Genomic DNA, 17,835 nt, shown 5'->3' on the forward strand with positions numbered 1-17,835 from the left:
CGCGTGAACGTCGAACCGCAGGTGCAGGCCAAGCTTCTCGAGCTCGCCGGCGTCGATGCCGAGCTCGCGCGCATCGCGCACAAGCGGACCACGATGCCGGAGCAGCAGGAAGTCGACCGGCTCGAGGGGGAGCGCACGGCCCGCAAGGATGCTGCCGTCGCCGTCGAGATCAAGATCGACGACCTCGACCGGGACATCCGGAAGCTCGAGGGTGAAGTCGACGCCGTCCGCAAGCGCGAGGAACGCAACCGGCAGCTGCTGCAGGGCGGCACGGTCGCCGCGAAGCAGCTCACCGAACTCGAACACGAACTCGGCAGCCTCGAACGCAGGCAGGGTCTGCTCGAGGACGAGCTGCTCGAGATCATGGAACGCCGTGAGGCGCTGCAGAGCGACCACGAGCATGCGGGTGCTCAGCTGACACGGGCAGAGGAGGAACTGGTCGACGCGAACCGGCGACGCGACGAGGCCCGTGCCGACCTCGACGGTGCCGAGCGGACGCGTGCGGCCGATCGCGACGCGCTCGCTGCCCAGTTCCCCGAGCCGTTGCTCGCGGCATACGAAAAGCAGCGTGCCGCACGTGGAATCGGTGCCGCGCTGCTGCAGGCCCGGCGCTGCGGTGCGTGCCGCATCGAACTCGACCGCGGCGAGATCGCCCGGATCACCGGCACACCCGCCGAGGAGGTCGTGCGCTGCCCCGAGTGCAATGCGATCCTCGTGCGGACCAACGAATCGGGGCTGCGCGGAAGCGCCGGCCAGTGAGCAAGGTGATCGTCGAGGCCGACGGCGGTTCGCGCGGCAATCCCGGTCCGGCAGGATACGGCGCGGTCGTGTTCGACGTCGCCCGCACCGCCGTGCTCGCCGAACGCAAGGAGTTCCTCGGTACCGCGACGAACAATGTCGCCGAGTACCGCGGGCTCGTCGCCGGACTGTCGGCCGCCGCCGAACTCGGCGCCACCGACGTCGCGGTGCGCATGGATTCCAAGCTCGTCGTCGAACAGATGAACGGGCGCTGGAAGGTCAAGCACCCCGACATGATTCCGCTCCACCGGCAGGCGGCGAAGCTCGCCGAGCAGTTCGACTCGGTCACCTACACGTGGATCGCCCGCGGGGACAACGCACATGCCGACCGGCTCGCGAACGAGGCGATGGACGGCCTCGGCGCGGGCGGCGAGGACCCCGACCCCGAGCCGCTTCCGAAGCCGCAGTCGCCGGGCTGGATGGCCACCACGGGCGATCCCACGCGGCTGCTCCTGTTGCGCCACGGGCAGACTCCGCTGTCGATCGAGCGGCGGTACTCGGGCCGGGGCAATCCCGAACTCACCGAACTCGGCAGGCGTCAGGCCGGCGAGGCCGCGCGCAGGCTCGGTGTCCGCGGCGGTATCTCGGCGGTCGTCACGTCGCCGCTCGGCCGCGCCCGCGACACCGCTCAGGCGGCTGCCGATGCACTCGGACTGCCCGTTTCGGTGCACGAGGGTCTCACCGAAACCGACTTCGGCGAGTGGGAAGGACTCACGTTCGCCGAAGCCGCGCAGCGTGATCCCGACCTGCATCGCGCGTGGCTCGGCGACACGTCGATCGCGCCGCCCGCGGGCGAGAGTTTCGACAGTGTCCGCCAACGTGTCCTGCGCGTGCGCGACGACCTGGTCGCCCGGTACGCGGGGCACAATGTGCTCGTCGTCTCGCACGTCACACCGATCAAGACGTTCCTGCAACTCGCTCTCGAATCCGGGCCCGGTCTGCTGTACCGACTGCACCTGGACCTCGCGTCGCTCAGCATCGCCGAGTTCTACGGCGACGGCGGCGCGTCCGTGCGGCTGGTCAACGACACGTCACATCTGACGGTGTCCTGACGGGGCAGCCTCACACGACGAGCCACAGCGCACCGACCGCCGCGACGAGGGCGGCGGGCGTGGTGGCGAGACCGAGTGCGGTGAATGTCCGCAGCGACGCGGGCTCGCGGGCGCGAGCAGTGACCCTGCGCCACAACATGACTGCGAGCGAGCCCACGTACGTGAGGTTCGGCCCCAGGTTCACGCCGAGGACCATCGCGAGCACCAGACCGGTCGGTGCCCCCGGACCCAGTGCCGCGAGCAGCAACAGCGTCGCGGGCAGATTGTTGAGCAGGTTCGCAGCGAGCGCTGCGAGTGTGGCGACCCACAGCAGTTCGACGAACGACGTGCCACTCGGAAGGAGCATTGCGAGCCACGTCCCGACAGGACCGTCGGCGACCGGTGCCACGACGACGCCGAGGAGCAGGACGAAGCCGCAGAACCACACGTCGATTGCATACAGAATCTTGCGCGGCGTCGTCGTGCCCCTGCGGAGCGCGACGCCGCCCAGCAGGAGGGCTGCCGCCAGCGCGACCCAGGCAGGGTCGACGCCCACGAAACCCGACACGGCGAATCCGGCGAGTGTGCACGCGAGGACTCCGAGGGCGAGCCTCGGCGTTGCGACCGAGGCCGAACTGCGCACGGCCACAGATTGTTCCGGTGAAGCGGCGTTCTCGCGCGGCGCGAGATCGCGACGAAAGAACATCCGGAACACGACGAACTCGACGACGATCGCGGCGAGCCACGGCCCGGCCGTGAGCGTGGTGAAGTGTACGAAGGACAGGCCGGTGGCCGAGAACGCCATGAGGTTGGTCAGATTCGACACCGGCAGCAGAGTGGACGCCGAATTGGCCAGGTGCGCCGTCGCATACGAGTGTGGACGCGCGTGCACGCCGAGTGAGCGCGCCGCACGGACGACGACCGGGGTGAGCAGTACGACCGTCGCGTCGAGACTCAGCACGGCCGTGACCGTCGCCGCTGCCACGAACACGAGTGCGAGCAGCCGTATCGGGCTCCCGCGCGACCCGCGTTGCAGCACCGAGGCCGTCCATCGGAACACGCCGAGTGCGTCGGCGAGGTGACCCACCGCGAGAACGGCGGCGAGGAAACCGACGGTGGGTGCCAGCGCGAGGATCTCGTCGAGTGCGCGGTCGCCGTCGACGAGGCCGAGCAGGAGCACGAGTGCGGCGGCGGGTGCGGCGGCGACGATCTCGGGCAGCCCACGCGGCCGGACGATCGCGAAGACGAGCACGGCCGCGACGAGTGCGACGGCCAGCACGCTCACACGAGCAACTTGTCGAGCGTACGCAGGTTGCGAGTGGTGACGACCGGCGCGAGCTTCCGTGCTGCCAGTGCTTTGCCGAATCGGCTCGACGTGGTGGAGCCCTTCGTGACCTCCCAGTACACGACGCCTTCGCCTGCCGCGACGCGCTCGACGGTGGGATCGAGCGAGGCCGCCGTCGCGGCGAGCGAGTCGAGTGCGTCGGCGTCGTCGACGAGCACGACGTACGGGTTGCGGTCGGCCGCCGCGGGGTCGTCGAACGGGTAGCCCGCACGGATGCGGGACAGGACGTCGTGGGGGAGCACGAACACCCGCGCGTCGTAGCCGAACTCGCGTCGCAGCGCGTCCTCGATCGCCCGTCGCAGCGCCGCCGCATCGCCTGCCTCGGCGTCGAACACGACATTGCCCGACGCGAGCACGGTGCGCACCGAGCCGAAGCCGAGGCCGGACTCGAAAACCTCGCGCAGCGGGGCCATCCTGACGGTGACGCCGCCGACGTTGACACCCCGTAGCAGCGCGACGAACCGGCTCATGGTCTCACTGTAGGACGTGGCACCGACAAGACCGGTCGGCCCGCTGACGTAGAGTGGGCGCTGCGACGAGTCGGCCGGGCGGCCGCGTCTCGCGGAACCGGCATCGGGCGATGCCAGGCCGTGGGTCGAGGAAAGTCCGGACTCCACAGAGCAGGGCGGTTGCTAACGGCAACCCGAGGTGACTCGCGGGACAGTGCCACAGAAAACAGACCGCCGGCCCAGGTCGGTAAGGGTGAAACGGTGCGGTAAGAGCGCACCAGCGTCCCGGGTGACCGGGACGGCTTGGTAAACCCCGCCCGGAGCAAGGTTGAAGGTCGCACCGCGAGGTGCGGCTGCGCAGGTGTTCGAGGGCTGCTCGCCCGAGCCTGCGGGTGAACCGCTCGAGGTACCCGGCGACGGTGTGCCCAGATGGATGGTCGCCACCCGGCTTCGGCCGGGGACAGGATCCGGCTTACACGCCGACTCGTCCGCACGGACGCCGCGGGCCCGCAAGCACAGTGCTTGCGGGCCCGCGGCGTCGGCGCAGGACGTCAGATCGGCCTGACTGCGAACAGTGTCGCCCAGTACGCCGCGGCGTCGGTGCCGAGGTAGGGGACGAGGTGGTCGAACAGGATCGTGGACATGCGTGCTCCGTTTCGTCGTTCGGTGGCGTCCGTGAGATGCATCGTCGACTTGGACGGCTGCGACCTCGCCGGATGCCCGGTCATGGGAGTCGCGCTCGGAGTTCTCGCGTGACGTGCGATTCCCGATGCGCACCGAGACTAGCAGCAACTGCCGAGACCGCCAGCGCTACGCGGAGCGGGGTGGGACACTGTCGCTATGACGGACCCGGAAGAACTCTGGTACTACAACGTCGAGGACGGCACGGTCGCGCAAGGCCTGCAGGCGCCTGCCCGCTCGCGTATGGGCCCGTACCCGGATCGCGATTCGGCGCAGCGCGCGCTCGACATCGCGAAGGAACGCAACAAGGCCGCCGATCGCGAGGACGAGGAGTGGCAGTGACGCGGGTGCGCCCGCTCAGGACGCGAGCGTGACGAACAGGTTGACCGACGCTGCGAGCACGAACGTGCCGAACAGGTAGGACAGCAGGCTCTGTCGCAGCATGGCCATGCGGATGCGGTGCGAGCCGACATTCGTGTCGGACACCTGGTACGTCATGCCGAGGACGAATGCCACGTACGCGAAGTCTCCGTACGACGGGTCCTCACGCTGGTTGAAGTCGATCCCGCCGACGGGATCGGTGTAGTAGAGCCGCGCGTAGTCCAGCGCGAACACGGTGTGCACCACGAACCACGACAGCACGATCGTCGCCAGACCGAGCACGATCGTCCAGATCTTGTCGGCGCCGTCCATCGACGCGGCGCGCACGAGCAGCAACAGCACGCTCAGCAGCGACGCGATGCTCGCCGTGGCGAGCAGCAGATCGGTCGTGTGGCGTGTCGAATCCTCCTGCGTCGCATGCCGTCGCGTCGTCTCGGAATCCATCGGCCCCACCCGCAGCCACGTGAGTGCGAGCAGGGTCGCCGCCGCGACGTCCCAGCCGAACGCCGCGGCGTAACGCCCTCCGCCTGCCGCGAGTGTCGCGCCCGCTACGACGACGCCTGCCCCGAAGGCGACGGAGACACGGACCGAGGAGTTGTGGAACTCGCGGGAGCTGGGGGACTCGCGGGGCTCGCTCACCGGAAGTGGTCCGTTGCGGCGACGAGATGGTGCACGGTGCCGGGCTCGAGCGCCGCGTGGCCCGCGTCGTCGACGATGTGCAGCTCCGATCCCGGCCACGCGCGGTGCAGTTCCCACGCGCTCGTCGCGGGACACACGATGTCGTAGCGCCCCTGCACGAGGACACCGGGGATGCCCGCGAGCAGGTGGGCGTCGCGTAGCAGTTGGCCTTCGTCGAGGAAGCCCCGGTGGCGGAAGTAGTGGTTCTCGATGCGGGCGAACGCGGTGGCGAAGCGCGGCTCCGAGGTCTCCGCGACTCGGCCGGGGGAGGGGAGCAGCGTGCTCGTCGCGCCTTCCCACGAGGACCACGCGATCGCGGCCGCCTCCGCGATCGCGGGGTCCTCGTCGTGCAGCAGTCGGTGGTAGTCGGCGACGAAGTCGCCGGAGCGGGTGTGCTCGGGGACGGCGGCCTCGAACTGTGCCCAGCGTTCCGGGAAGACGTGCCCCGCGCCGCCGTTGTAGTACCAGTCGATCTCGCTGCGTCGCAACAGGAATATCCCGCGCAGGACGAGTTCGGTGACGCGGCCGGGGTGTGTCTGCGCGTAGGCGAGGGCGAGCGTCGAGCCCCACGAGCCACCGAACACCTGCCAGCGTTCGATGCCGAGTGCCCGGCGCAGCGCCTCGAGGTCGTCGACGAGATGCCAGGTCGTGTTGACCGTGAGGTCGGCGCCGTCGGCGACGTGCGGAGTCGAACGGCCGCAGCCGCGTTGATCGAACAACACGATGCGGTATGCGGCGGGATCGAAGAAGCGGCGCTGCTCGGGATCTGTGCCTCCGCCGGGCCCGCCGTGCACGAACACGACCGGTTTGCCCTCGGGGCTACCGCTCGTCTCCCAGTACAGCGACTGGCCGTCGCCGACGTCGAGACGGCCGCTGTCGTACGGCTCGATCGGCGGATACAGCGTGCGCGGTTCGCTCATGCCGCGACGGTACCCGGCAGGAGGTCAGAACCCGACGAGGCCGGACGCGAGATCGGGGATCTCGAGCGCGGTGAGTGCGTCGGCCCGGACCTGCGGGCACGCGGCCGACGTGATGGTGTCGATGCGTCCTCGGTCGGTGGCGAAGTCGATCGCACCCAGGTTGTGGTGCGCGAGCCATGTGCCGACGACGATGTTGAGCCCGCCCTTACCGATGGTGGGCGTGTACGTGCGCCAGTTCTGCAGCTGGCCTTCGAGATCGGAACACAGGCTCTGCGCCTGTGCCGCGGTGACGTCCCCCGGGGCCGGTTCGGTACCCGGGGGAGCCGCTGCGGACGGGGAGTCGGGAGCCGACGGGGACCCGGGAGCGGAGGACGGCGCGCCTGCGGTACCACACGCGACCGCGGCGAACGCGGCGCCCACGCACAGCGCGACCGCGGTGAGTCGGCTGTGGGTACGTCCGCTGGTGATGCGGCCGCGGTCTCGACACCCACTGGGCGCCATCGTGCCTCCCTGGCTTGCCGTCGACGTGCTCAGAAGCTGTGCTCGGGTCCGGGGAAGGTGCCCCGGCGCACCTCGTCGGCGTAGGCCGCGGCTGCGGCGCGCAGCTCGTCGCCGACGGTGCCGAACCGCTTGACGAACTTCGCGGTGCGTCCGCTCGTGTATCCGGCCATGTCCTGCCATACGAGGACCTGGGCGTCGCATTCCGGGCCGGCGCCGATGCCGACGGTCGGGATCTGCAGCTTGCGCGTGACCTGGCCGGCGATGTCGGCGGGCACCATCTCCATCACGACGGAGAACGCGCCCGCCTCCTGCACCGCGATGGCGTCGGCGACCAGCCGTTCGGCGGCGTCGCCGCGGCCCTGTACGCGGAAGCCGCCGAGGCCGTTGACGCTCTGCGGTGTGAAACCGATGTGTGCCATCACGGGGATGCCTGCGGCCGTGAGCGCCGCGATCTGCGGTGCGACGCGCTCGCCGCCCTCGAGCTTGACCGCGTGCGCGAGGCCTTCCTTCATGAACCGGGTGGCGGTGGCGAGGGCCTGCTCGGGCGACGCCTCGTAGCTGCCGAAGGGCAGGTCGGCGACGACGAGTGCGTGCGGCGCGCCGCGCACGACGCCCCGGACGAGCGGGAGAAGTTCGTCGACGGTCACCGGAACCGTGGTGTCGTAGCCGTAGACGACGTTCGCGGCGGAGTCGCCGATCAGCAGGACCGGAATGCCTGCTTCTTCGAAGAGTCGTGCGCTCGAGTAGTCGTACGCGGTGAGCATCGCCCAGCGCTCGCCGTGCGACTTCATCTCCTGCAGGTGATGGATGCGCGTCTTACGCGTCGGCGCGGTGGACCCGCCGTAGAGAGGTGCCTCGCCGGGCGAGTTCGTGGCAGCCGTGTTCGTCTCGGACATGGTGTCCCTTTCGTGCCTCGAGGCCCGCGAGCGGGTCCCCGGGTGTATGGGTCATGACTTCCTCATTGTGCACCACGCTGCGACGGTCGGTCTGTGTGGTGTGTCACCGCCCCGCGAGCGGTCGTGGACCTGTCCGGTCCCGGCACCTGGCACGATCAGGGTATGCGAATCGTCGACGGCGGCCGGGCACGATCGATCGCGGTGGTCGCGGTCCTCGCCGCGTGCGGGCTGACCGCGGCCTGCGCGCCGCCCGAGCCGGGTCGGGCCGAACCCGAGCAGGGCGCGGCGTCCGAGGGGGCGCCCGCGGCGCTCGAGCGCTTCTACACGCAGACCCTCGACTGGGGGCCGTGCGACTCCTACGACACCGACGGCACGCTCGCGGGCACGTCCCTCGAGTGTGCGCGCGTCGACGTGCCGGTCGACTACGACGATCCGGCGGGTGCCTCGGCGGAGATCGCGATCTCGCGGTCGGCGGCCTCGGGTGACCGGCTCGGATCGTTGCTCGTCAATCCCGGCGGGCCGGGCGCGTCGGGGCTCTCGCTCGCGTCGGTCGCCGACGGCACCGAGATCGGCGCACGATTCGACGTCGTCGGCTTCGACCCGCGGGGCGTCGGCGCGTCGACCCCCGCGATCGAGTGCCTCACCGATCGGGAGAACGACGAACGGCGAGCCCGCAGCGAGATCGACATGTCGCCGGACGGGATCGCGGAGACCGAGAAGCACCGCCGCGAGTATGCGCAGGCCTGTGCCGAACGCACGGGCTCCGACGTCCTCGCCCACGTCGGGACACGAGACGTCGTGCAGGACATGGACGTGATCCGCGCGGTGCTCGGCGACACGCGGCTGAACTACCTCGGCTACTCGTACGGCACCCGGCTCGGCAGCGCCTATGCGGAACAGTTCCCCGACCGTGTGCGCGCGATGATCCTCGACGGCGCGGTCGACCCCGGACAGGATCCCGTCGACGAGGTCGTCGAGCAGGCCGCGGGCTTCCAGCAGGCGTTCGACGCCTTCGCCGCCGACTGCATGCGCACGAGCGCATGCCCCCTCGGGGACGATCCGGCCCAGGCGAATGCGCGCTTCCAGCAACTCGTCGAGCCGCTCGTGACGCGTCCGGCCGCGACGACCGATCCCCGTGGCCTCGGGTACGGCGACGCGATCACCGGGGTGCAGCAGGCGTTGTACTCGCCGACCCTGTGGGGCCCGCTGCGCGGTGGACTCACGAGCCTCGCTCGCGGCACCGGCGACGCGCTGCTGAGCCTCGCCGACCTGTACGAGGGCCGTGCCGACGACGGCACCTACAGCAACATCAACGACGCGTTCAACGCGGTGCGCTGCGTCGACGACCCGCCCGTCACCGACCGTGCCGTCGCGGGGGAGTCCGACATGCGGTACCGGGAGGCGGCGCCCTTCCTCGACGACGGGCGCGGAACTGGCCAGGCGCCGCTCGACGTGTGTGCCTTCTGGAGCGTGCCGCCGACGGGGGAGCCGCACGAGATCGCGGTGGACGGGCTGCCCCCCGTGATGGTCGTGTCGACGACCGGTGATCCGGCGACGCCGTACCAGGCCGGTGTCGACCTGGCGCGGCAGCTCGGTGGCACACTGCTGACGTACGACGGCACGCAGCACACGGTCGTGCTCGACGGCGTCGCATGCGTCGACGAGGCCGCGGCGCGCTATCTCGAGGACCCCGCGGCCTCGCCGCCCGAGTTGCGGTGCTGACCGTTACCAGCGAAGTAACACGGATTTAACGAACTGTGCATAGTCTCGCGCACATGGACCGGCAAAAGGAATTCGTGCTGCGCACCCTCGAAGAGCGCGACATCCGCTTCGTGCGGTTGTGGTTCACGGACGTGCTCGGATACCTCAAGTCGGTGGCCATCGCCCCGGCGGAACTCGAGGGCGCGTTCGAAGAGGGGATCGGGTTCGACGGGTCGTCGATCGAGGGCTTCTCGCGGGTGTCCGAGGCCGACACGGTCGCCAAGCCCGATGCGTCGACATTCCAGATCCTGCCGTGGGCGTCGAGCAAGGGCCACCAGCACTCGGCCCGCATGTTCTGCGACATCGCGATGCCCGACGGGTCGCCGTCGTGGGCCGATTCCCGCCACGTCCTGCGCCGCCAACTCAACAAGGCGGGCGATCTCGGGTTCAGCTGCTATGTGCACCCCGAGATCGAGTTCTTCCTGCTCAAAGACCTCCCGAACGACGGCACGCCGCCCGAGCCCGCCGACTACGGCGGATACTTCGACCAGGCAGTGCACGAAGCCGCCCCGAACTTCCGCAGGCATGCGATCGACGCGCTCGAATCGATGGGCATCTCGGTCGAGTTCAGTCACCACGAAGGCGCGCCCGGCCAGCAGGAGATCGATCTGCGCTATGCCGACGCGCTGTCGATGGCCGACAACGTCATGACCTTCCGGTACGTCGTCAAGGAGGTGGCGATCGGCGAGGGCGTGCGGGCGAGCTTCATGCCCAAGCCGTTCAGCGATCAGCCGGGCTCGGCGATGCACACGCACATGAGCCTGTTCGAGGGCGATACCAATGCCTTCCACAATCCCGACGATCCGATGCAGTTGTCGGCCACCGGCAAGGCGTTCATCGCGGGGATTCTCGAGCACGCGAGTGAGATCAGCGCGGTCACCAACCAGTGGGTCAACTCGTACAAGCGACTCGTGCACGGCGGCGAGGCGCCCACTGCGGCGTCGTGGGGCCCGTCCAACCGATCCGCGCTCGTGCGCGTGCCGATGTACACGCCCAACAAGGCGTCGTCGCGCCGGGTCGAGATCCGTAGCCCCGACTCGGCGTGCAATCCGTACCTCACGTTCGCGGTGCTCGTCGCTGCCGGACTGCGGGGCATCGAGAAGAACTACGAGCTGCCGCCCGAGGCCGAGGACGACGTGTGGTCGCTCACGCCCGCCGAGCGGCGCGCGATGGGCTACCGCGAGCTGCCGCAGAATCTCGACGACGCGCTGCGCGAGATGGAACGCTCCGAGCTCGTCGCGGAGGCGCTCGGCGAGCACGTGTTCGACTACTTCCTGCGCAACAAGCGCAAGGAGTGGGAGGACTACCGCGGCCTCGTCACGCCGTTCGAGCTGAAGTCGTACCTGGGTTTGTGAACACGAGGGTTGTGAACGCGAGAATGGTGAAGCCGCCGACAGCACGATCCGTCGTCCCGGGCCCGGGCCGGCTGGGCCTCGTCGAACCCACGGCGCCCACCGACTTGGCGGAGCTCGGGTGGCAGGGGCTCGAGAGCATCGAGCTGCTGTGGTCACTCTCGCGCGCACCCGATGCCGATCTCGCGTTGCGCTCGGTCGTGCGGCTGCGCGAGGCGCTGGGCGACGACTGGCCCGAGCTCGACGCCGCCCTGCGCACCGAGAAAGGCTTTCGGGGCCGCCTGCTCGCGTTGTTCGGCTCGTCCACCGCGCTCGCGGACCACGTCGTGGCGCACCCGTCGACGTGGCGGTTGCTGCGCGGCGACGACATCGAGCTCCCGACGCGCGACGAGCTGATCTCCTCGTTCCTCGACGTCGTCGGCGCCGAACCCGAAGAGGGCATTCCGTCGGATTCGCTGGTGTATCGGGCCGCGGTCACCGGCCCGGACGCAGTCGCCGTGCTGCGCGACGCCTACCGTGACCGCCTGGTCGTACTCGCGGCGGTCGACCTCGCCGCCACGGTCGAGGACGAGCCGGTCCTGCCGTATCCCGTCGTGGGACACCATCTGTCCGACCTCGCCGACGCCGCGCTCACCGCTGCCCTGTCGGTCGCGGTCGCCACCGTGTGTACCGACGCGCCGTGCCCGCTTCGGCTCGCCGTCATCGCGATGGGCAAGTGCGGTGCCCGCGAACTCAACTACGTCTCGGACGTCGACGTCGTGTTCGTCGCCGAGCCGGCCGACGCGCTCGCGAGCCGTGTCGCGGGCGAGATGATGCGCATCGGTTCGTCGGCCTTCTTCGACGTCGATGCGGCGCTGCGGCCGGAGGGAAAGTCGGGCGAGCTCGTCCGCACCCTCGAATCACATGTCGCGTACTACACGCGTTGGGCCAAGACGTGGGAGTTCCAGGCGCTGCTCAAGGCGCGTCCGATGACGGGCGACCTCGCGCTCGGCCGAGACTACGTCGACGCCGTCACCCCGATGGTGTGGACCGCGTCCGAACGCGAGGACTTCGTGCCCGAGGTGCAGGCGATGCGCCGACGCGTCGAGGCGACGGTGCCCACGGAGCTGCGTGAGCGCGAACTCAAACTCGGCCGCGGCAGCCTGCGCGACGTCGAGTTCGCGGTGCAGTTGCTGCAACTGGTGCACGGCCGCGCCGACGAGAACTTGCGCGTCGCGAGCACCGTCGACGCGCTCACCGCGCTCGCCGCGGGCGGCTATGTCGGTCGCGACGACGCTGCGAACCTCACCGCGTCGTACGAGTTCCTCCGCTTGCTCGAGCACCGACTGCAGCTGCAGCGGCTCAAGCGCACCCACACCCTGCCTCCCGACAACGACGAGGAGTCGCTGCGGTGGCTCGCGCGCGCGGCCCACATGCGCCCCGACGGCACGCGCGACTCGCTCGGCGTGCTGCGCGGCGAGATCAAACGCAATGCGCACCGTGTCCGCCGCTTGCACGCGAAGCTGTTCTACCGCCCCCTCCTCGAGTCGGTCGCGCGGATGGACAAGGACGCGATCGTCCTCACCCCGGATGCGGCGAAGCGTCAGCTCGCCGCCCTCGGCTACACCGCGCCCGACAACGCGCTCGGTCACCTCACCGCGCTCACGAAGGGCGCGTCACGCAAGGGCCGGATCCAGGCGTTGCTGCTGCCGAACCTGCTCGAGGCCCTCGCCGACACCCCCGACCCCGACGCCGGCCTGCTGGCCTATCGCCGGCTGTCGGAGGCGATGAACGACCAGACGTGGTTCCTGCGGCTGCTGCGCGACGAGGCGTCGGTCGCCGAGCGCCTGATGACGATTCTCGGCGCGTCGGCCTACCTGCCCGACCTGCTGATCAAGGCACCCGAGGTCATCCGTCTGCTCGGCGACTCGCCGTCGGGTCCGCGCCTGCTCGAGGCGGCGCCCGAGGACGTCGCGAAGGGCATTCTCACCGCGTCGGGGCGCTACGACGACCCCAAGCGGGCCGTTGCCGCGGCGCGCGCGTTGCGCAGGCACGAACTCGCGCGTGTGGCGTCGGCAGACGTGCTCGGCATGGTCGACGTGCCGCAGGTGTGCAAGGCACTCTCCTCGGTGTGGGCGGCAGTGCTCGGGTCGGCTCTCGCCGCCGTGGTCAACGCCGACGTCGCCCGACGCGGCGGCTCCGCGCCCGCCACATTCGCGGTCATCGGGATGGGCCGGCTCGGCGGTTTCGAGCTGGGATACGGGTCGGACGCCGACGTGCTGTTCGTGTGCGAACCGGTCGACGGCGCCGACGAGACACAGGCGGTCAAGTGGGCGAACACGATCGCCGACCGGGTGCGCACCCTGCTGGGTGCACCCAGCACCGACCCGCCGCTCGAGGTCGACACCGGGCTGCGTCCCGAGGGCCGCAACGGTCCGGTCGTGCGCACCCTCGGGTCGTACCGCGCGTACTACGAGCAGTGGGCGCAGACGTGGGAGATCCAGGCGCTCCTGCGGGCCACTGTGGTGGCGGGCAACCAGGACCTGGGGCTGCGTTTCCTGCACATGATCGACGAGTTCCGGTATCCCGAGGGCGGCGTGTCCGACAGCGCGGTCCGTGAGATCCGGCGGATCAAGGCGCGGGTCGACTCCGAACGGCTGCCCCGCGGTGCCGACCCGGCGACGCACACCAAGCTCGGCCGCGGCGGCCTCGCCGACATCGAGTGGACGGTGCAGCTGCTGCAGCTGTGTCACGCCAACGACATTCCGGCGCTGCACAACACGTCCACTCTCGAGTCGCTCGACGCGATCGAGAAGGCGGGTCTGCTCGACTCCGAGGACGTGTCGTTGCTGCGCGACAGCTGGATCACCGCCACCAAGACCCGCAACTGCCTCGTGCTGGTGCGTGGCAAGCCGACCGACCAGCTGCCCGGCTCGGGCAAGGTACTCGCGGCGGTCGCGCAGATGTCCGGCTGGAACAGTGAGGACGCGGGCGAATTCCTCGACCACTACCTGCGGGTCACGCGGCGCGCGCGCGGTGTCGTCGAACGCGTCTTCGGAGCCTGATTTCCGGACGGACCGTGCTCGTCACGCCGCGGAGGCCGGTTCGACACCTCCGCGTGACCAGTTCGTGCGCCAGGAGAAACCGGATCGCCGGTTCGTGGGCGGAGACGCGACTAGGAATGAGGGCATGGGCCTCGCACTCGTCGCAGTTCTCCTGTTCCCCGTCGCGCTGATGTTCGGCGCGCTGTTCCTCGAGGCGATCGAGACGAGCCTGTCGGGCTCGCAGGACGACTTCGCACTGCCCTACGTCGAGTCGGAAAGTCCTGGGACATACCGGGATCCGCTGCGTTACGGGGCCGACGACGGCGTCGATGCGGACATCGCTCAAGGCGTCGACACGAAGCCCTCGGCGACGAGCCAGTCGCGTGCCACCGCCGCAGGTTCCCTGCCCTCGACGTCGACCTGACGGTTGAGCTCGCTCGCGACGTCGTTGGTGAGTTTCGCGGAGATCGGCGCCATGACCTCGGCGACCTGGGGGTGCGCCTCCGCGAATTCCTGTCGCATCACGATGGCCGCGTTGTACTTCGGGAAGAACGACTTGTCGTCGTCGAGCAACACGAGATCGAGTGCGATGATGCGGCCGTCGGTGGTGAAGACCTCGCCGAATCGGCACTGTGCGCCGTCCGCCGTCGCCTGATAGATGATGCCGGTCTGCAGGATCCGCCGCTCGACGGCGTTCGCGTCGAAACCGTAGTGCGCGGCCATGCCCGGGAAGCCGTCCTGGCGCACGTTGAACTCGGTCTCGACGCAGGTCGTCGCGGCCGCGGGGTCGGTGCGCACCAGTTCGGCGTAGTCGGACAGGGTGCGCACACCGGTTTCCTCGGCGGTCCGCCGGTTCATCGCGAGTGCGTAGGTGTTGTTCATCGGTGCGGGGTCGGTCCACACCATGCCGTTGCGTTCGAGATCGGCGTCGCGCACAGCCTCGAACTGCTGCTGCGGGTCGGGGATCGGCTGCTCGTTGCCGAGGTAATTGATCCAGCCGGTGCCGGTGTACTCGTACGTGATGTCGATCTGGCCGGCGAGCTGGGCCTCGCGCGTGGAGTTCGAACCCTGGATGTTGGTGAGGTCGCGGACGTCCGCGCCTGCCGCTTCGAGCGCGAACTCGATGATGTAGCCGAGGACCACCTGCTCGGTGAAGTCCTTCGAGCCGACGGTGACGGCGACGCCGTCGAGTTCCGGGACCGGCTGGATGCTGCCGGGGCCCACCTCGAGCGGCACCGAACTGCCGGACTCGAGCCCGCACGACGCGCTCGACACGAGAGTGATCGCCGCGGCGCACGCGCACAGCGCGGTGCGCAGCCGGTGCCTCGCTGTCCTTCGGGTCATCGCAGCCCCTTCGGTCCGAGGAATTGCTCGGCGAGTGCCCCCAGCCAGTCGACGAACAGTGCCAGCGCGATCGCGAGCACAGCGCCGACGACGAGGGTGACATTGTCGCGAAGCTTGTATCCGGTGTCGATGAGGATGCCGAGACCACCCGCGCTGACCAGGAAGCTCAGCGTCGCGGTGCCGACCGCAAGCACCAGCGACGTGCGCAGGCCCGCCAGCACGTAGGGGATCGCGAGCGGGATCTCGACGGTGCGCAGCACCTTGAGTGCCGACATGCCTTGCCCGCGCCCCGCGTCGATCAGCGACGGATCGACCTGTTGCAGGCCCAGCATCGTGTTACGCAGCACAGGAAGCAACGAATAGAACGCGATGGGCAGCACACCGATCCAGAAGCCGGTGGTGCCTGTCCAGAGGAACAGCAGAACGAGCAGGCCGATCGCGGGTGCGGCCTGACCGATGTTGGCGATACCGATGAAGATCGGGGCGAGCTTGTCGAATCCTGGTCGGGTGAGCAGGATTCCGAGCGGCACCGCGATGATCACGACGAGCAGCACGATCACCACGGTGAGCAGGATGTGCTGCCACGTGAGGGTGGCGATGTTCGACGCGTTGAGGCTCGCCTTCTGCGTCGTCGTGAGATCACGCGTGAACGCCCAGATCAGGATGCCGGCCACGAGCACCACGATGACGCTGGGCTGGACGAGGAGCCGTATCCGGTCGACGGTCACGGGGCGGCCTCCCCGTTCTCGGGTGACCGGCCGGTGTCGCCCACCCTCGGCACCTCACCGGTGTCGTCCTCGTCCGCGTATTCGGCCCGCATCGCCGCGAGATGACGCACGAGCGTGTCGATCGTGACGACACCCTCGTACTCACCGCGGCGGCCGGTGACGACGGCGGTGGCGGATCCTTCTTCGAGCAGCGCCTCGAGCGCGTCCTGCAGGGTCGACTGCCGCGACACGACCTCGCCGATCGGAACGCCGACGCCGCGCAACGAGGACGCGTGCGCGAGATCGCGCGTGGACACCCAGGACACGGGGCGTCGCCGCTCGTCGAGCACGATGACCCAGGGGTTCTTGCGGCCGGCCAGCAGTGTGCGCACCGACTCGACGCTGTCGGTGATCGCGACGGTGGGGCGGGTGCCGAGTTTGACGTCGCGCACGCGGTCGAGCGTGAGCTGCTTGAGCGCGGCACCCGACCCGACGAATCCTTCGACCGTCTCGTTGGCGGGCGCGGCGAGGATCGCACTGGGCGTGTCGTACTGCATGATCGTCGACCGCGGGCCGAGTACCGCGATGCGGTCGCCGAGTTTGACGGCCTCGTTGAAGTCGTGCGTGACGAACACGATGGTCTTGCGCAGCTCCTCCTGCAGGTGCATCAGCTCGTCCTGCAGCAGGCCGCGCGTGATGGGATCGACCGCACCGAACGGCTCGTCCATCAGCAACACCGGGGGGTCGGCCGCGAGTGCGCGTGCGACGCCGACGCGCTGTTGCTCACCGCCGGACAGCTGCCGCGGGTAGCGGCCGGCGTACACGCCCGGATCGAGTCCGACGAGATCGAGCATTTCCTCGGTGCGGGCACGGATCCGTGCTTTGTCCCAGCCGAGCAGGCCCGGCACGGGCGCGATGTTCTTCGCCACCGTCATGTGCGGGAACAGTCCGGCTTGCTGGATCGAGTAGCCGATGCCTCGGCGGAGCTTGTCCGGGTCGATCGACAGCGCGTCGCGCCCGCCGATCGTGATGGTGCCCGACGTGGGCTCGATGAGCCGGTTGATCATCCGCATCGTGGTGGTCTTGCCGCCGCCGGACGGCCCGACGAGCACCACGAGCTCGCCTGCGGGGATCTCGAGCGAGACGTCGTCCACAGCAGGGGTCTTCGAACCGGGGTACGTCTTGGTGACGTTCTCGAGCACGATGTCGACGCCGGAGATCTGCGGCTTGTCGTCGGTCGTCGCGGTGTCAGTCACGGAGCCCCCTCGAGGTCGTCAGCTTTCCGATGAGCACATAGATGCCGTCCAGGACGAGCGCGAGAACGACGATGAGCACCGTGCCGGTGAGCGCTTGGGGCACCGCGGTGGGGCTGCCGACGCGGGACAGGCCCGAGAAGATCAGGTTGCCGAGGCCGGGGCCCTTCGCGTAGGCGGCGATCGCGAGGATGCCCATCAGCATCTGCGTCGCGACGCGCATGCCCGCGAGGATCGACGGCCACGCGATGGGCAGCTCGATGCGGCCGAGCACACCGAGCCTGCTCATCCCGACGCCACGCGCGGCGTCGGTGACGGCGGGGTCGACGGATGCGAGCCCGATGATCGTGTTGCGGATGATCGGCAACAACGCGTACAGCACGAGCGCGGTGACCGTCGGCCGGACACCGAGCCCGAGAATCGGGATCAGCAGACCCAGCAGTGCGAACGACGGGACGGTGAGGATCGCGCTCGCGAGCGCGGTCGCGACCGCCGACCCGGCCGGACTGCGATACACCGCGATGCCGATGGCGACCGCCACGATCGTGGCGAGGACCACGGATTGGATGACCGCGCTGACATGCAGATACGAGTCCGTCAGCAGCTGTAACTTGCGTGCGGATACGAAATCCCACAGTTGTCCGAAGTCCAAATGTCCGCCTGCCTCACCGTGTAACCTTGCCCGGCCTTCCGGTTCGAATGCCCTCCCAACTTA

The 17,835-nt window shown here is 69.5% G+C and carries 17 protein-coding genes and 1 other RNA gene; 8 read left to right on the forward strand and 10 right to left on the reverse strand.

Annotated features, from left to right (window positions below; translation table 11 throughout):
* The first annotated feature begins 3 nt into the window (after positions 1-3).
* Positions 4-759: a C4-type zinc ribbon domain-containing protein gene (locus HCA44_RS08640; RefSeq protein ID WP_169648150.1), complete on the forward strand. Its 756-nt coding sequence runs from the start codon at positions 4-6 to the stop codon at positions 757-759.
* On the forward strand, positions 756-1,850 hold the full coding sequence (locus tag HCA44_RS08645; RefSeq protein ID WP_169648151.1) for a bifunctional RNase H/acid phosphatase: 1,095 nt from the start codon (positions 756-758) through the stop codon (positions 1,848-1,850). The genes HCA44_RS08640 and HCA44_RS08645 overlap by 4 nt, the downstream gene beginning before the upstream one ends.
* 10 nt (positions 1,851-1,860) lie before the next feature.
* Here HCA44_RS08645 and HCA44_RS08650 read toward each other — a convergent pair whose 3' ends face one another.
* Complete coding sequence (locus tag HCA44_RS08650; RefSeq protein ID WP_169648152.1) at positions 1,861-3,114, reverse strand: SLC13 family permease; 1,254 nt, start codon at positions 3,112-3,114, stop codon at positions 1,861-1,863.
* A complete protein-coding gene (locus HCA44_RS08655; RefSeq protein WP_169648153.1) occupies positions 3,111-3,644 on the reverse strand; it encodes a DUF1697 domain-containing protein in 534 nt (177 codons plus the stop codon). The genes HCA44_RS08650 and HCA44_RS08655 overlap by 4 nt, the downstream gene beginning before the upstream one ends.
* Positions 3,645-3,710: 66 nt before the next feature.
* On the opposite strand from HCA44_RS08655, the gene rnpB reads away from it, so the two are divergent.
* An RNA gene (rnpB, locus tag HCA44_RS08660) (RNase P RNA component class A) lies at positions 3,711-4,114 on the forward strand.
* 349 nt (positions 4,115-4,463) lie between these two features.
* Entirely contained in the window at positions 4,464-4,646 is a 183-nt protein-coding gene (locus HCA44_RS08665) for a hypothetical protein (RefSeq protein WP_169648154.1), read from the forward strand.
* Positions 4,647-4,661: 15 nt separating this feature from the next.
* Here the strand turns inward: HCA44_RS08665 and HCA44_RS08670 are convergent, their stop codons facing one another.
* Genes HCA44_RS08670 through panB form a run of 4 tightly spaced genes read right to left on the reverse strand, consistent with a single transcriptional unit; the run spans position 4,662 to position 7,680 of the window.
* A complete protein-coding gene (locus HCA44_RS08670; protein WP_169648155.1) occupies positions 4,662-5,324 on the reverse strand; it encodes a DUF1345 domain-containing protein in 663 nt (220 codons plus the stop codon).
* Positions 5,321-6,283, reverse strand: coding sequence for a prolyl aminopeptidase (pip, locus tag HCA44_RS08675; protein WP_169648156.1), 963 nt, complete (start codon positions 6,281-6,283; stop codon positions 5,321-5,323). Before pip ends, HCA44_RS08670 begins: the two co-directional genes overlap by 4 nt.
* A gap of 24 nt (positions 6,284-6,307) precedes the next feature.
* A complete protein-coding gene (locus HCA44_RS08680) occupies positions 6,308-6,784 on the reverse strand; it encodes a hypothetical protein (RefSeq protein WP_169648157.1) in 477 nt (158 codons plus the stop codon).
* Positions 6,785-6,813: 29 nt separating this feature from the next.
* Positions 6,814-7,680, reverse strand: coding sequence for a 3-methyl-2-oxobutanoate hydroxymethyltransferase (panB, locus tag HCA44_RS08685; protein ID WP_169648158.1), 867 nt, complete (start codon positions 7,678-7,680; stop codon positions 6,814-6,816).
* A gap of 162 nt (positions 7,681-7,842) precedes the next feature.
* On the opposite strand from panB, the gene HCA44_RS08690 reads away from it, so the two are divergent.
* The 4 genes from HCA44_RS08690 to HCA44_RS08705 all read left to right on the forward strand — a co-directional run bounded on the left by HCA44_RS08690 (position 7,843) and on the right by HCA44_RS08705 (position 14,240).
* A complete protein-coding gene (locus tag HCA44_RS08690; RefSeq protein WP_169648159.1) occupies positions 7,843-9,402 on the forward strand; it encodes an alpha/beta hydrolase in 1,560 nt (519 codons plus the stop codon).
* Positions 9,403-9,455: 53 nt separating this feature from the next.
* A complete protein-coding gene (gene glnA, locus HCA44_RS08695; RefSeq protein ID WP_169648160.1) occupies positions 9,456-10,796 on the forward strand; it encodes a type I glutamate--ammonia ligase in 1,341 nt (446 codons plus the stop codon).
* Positions 10,797-10,819: 23 nt separating this feature from the next.
* Positions 10,820-13,837 (forward strand): bifunctional [glutamine synthetase] adenylyltransferase/[glutamine synthetase]-adenylyl-L-tyrosine phosphorylase, encoded by a 3,018-nt coding sequence (locus HCA44_RS08700; protein ID WP_169648161.1) that lies wholly within the window; start codon positions 10,820-10,822, stop codon positions 13,835-13,837.
* A gap of 124 nt (positions 13,838-13,961) precedes the next feature.
* Positions 13,962-14,240, forward strand: coding sequence for a hypothetical protein (locus HCA44_RS08705; protein ID WP_169648162.1), 279 nt, complete (start codon positions 13,962-13,964; stop codon positions 14,238-14,240).
* Here the strand turns inward: HCA44_RS08705 and HCA44_RS08710 are convergent.
* The 4 genes from HCA44_RS08710 to HCA44_RS08725 are packed head-to-tail and all read right to left on the reverse strand — an operon-like array spanning position 14,159 to position 17,772.
* Positions 14,159-15,160, reverse strand: coding sequence for a glycine betaine ABC transporter substrate-binding protein (locus tag HCA44_RS08710; RefSeq protein ID WP_169648163.1), 1,002 nt, complete (start codon positions 15,158-15,160; stop codon positions 14,159-14,161). The genes HCA44_RS08705 and HCA44_RS08710 overlap by 82 nt on opposite strands.
* Complete coding sequence (locus HCA44_RS08715; RefSeq protein WP_169648164.1) at positions 15,157-15,888, reverse strand: ABC transporter permease; 732 nt, start codon at positions 15,886-15,888, stop codon at positions 15,157-15,159. Before HCA44_RS08715 ends, HCA44_RS08710 begins: the two co-directional genes overlap by 4 nt.
* Positions 15,885-17,123, reverse strand: coding sequence for an ATP-binding cassette domain-containing protein (locus HCA44_RS08720; protein WP_169648165.1), 1,239 nt, complete (start codon positions 17,121-17,123; stop codon positions 15,885-15,887). Before HCA44_RS08720 ends, HCA44_RS08715 begins: the two co-directional genes overlap by 4 nt.
* Positions 17,116-17,772, reverse strand: a complete 657-nt coding sequence (locus tag HCA44_RS08725) for an ABC transporter permease (protein ID WP_169648166.1) — start codon at positions 17,770-17,772, stop codon at positions 17,116-17,118. The genes HCA44_RS08720 and HCA44_RS08725 overlap by 8 nt, the downstream gene beginning before the upstream one ends.
* Positions 17,773-17,835 lie beyond the last annotated feature (63 nt).

Origin of the sequence: Rhodococcus sp. HNM0569 (genome assembly GCF_012726205.1) — a bacterium.
Lineage (GTDB): Bacteria > Actinomycetota > Actinomycetes > Mycobacteriales > Mycobacteriaceae > Rhodococcus_F.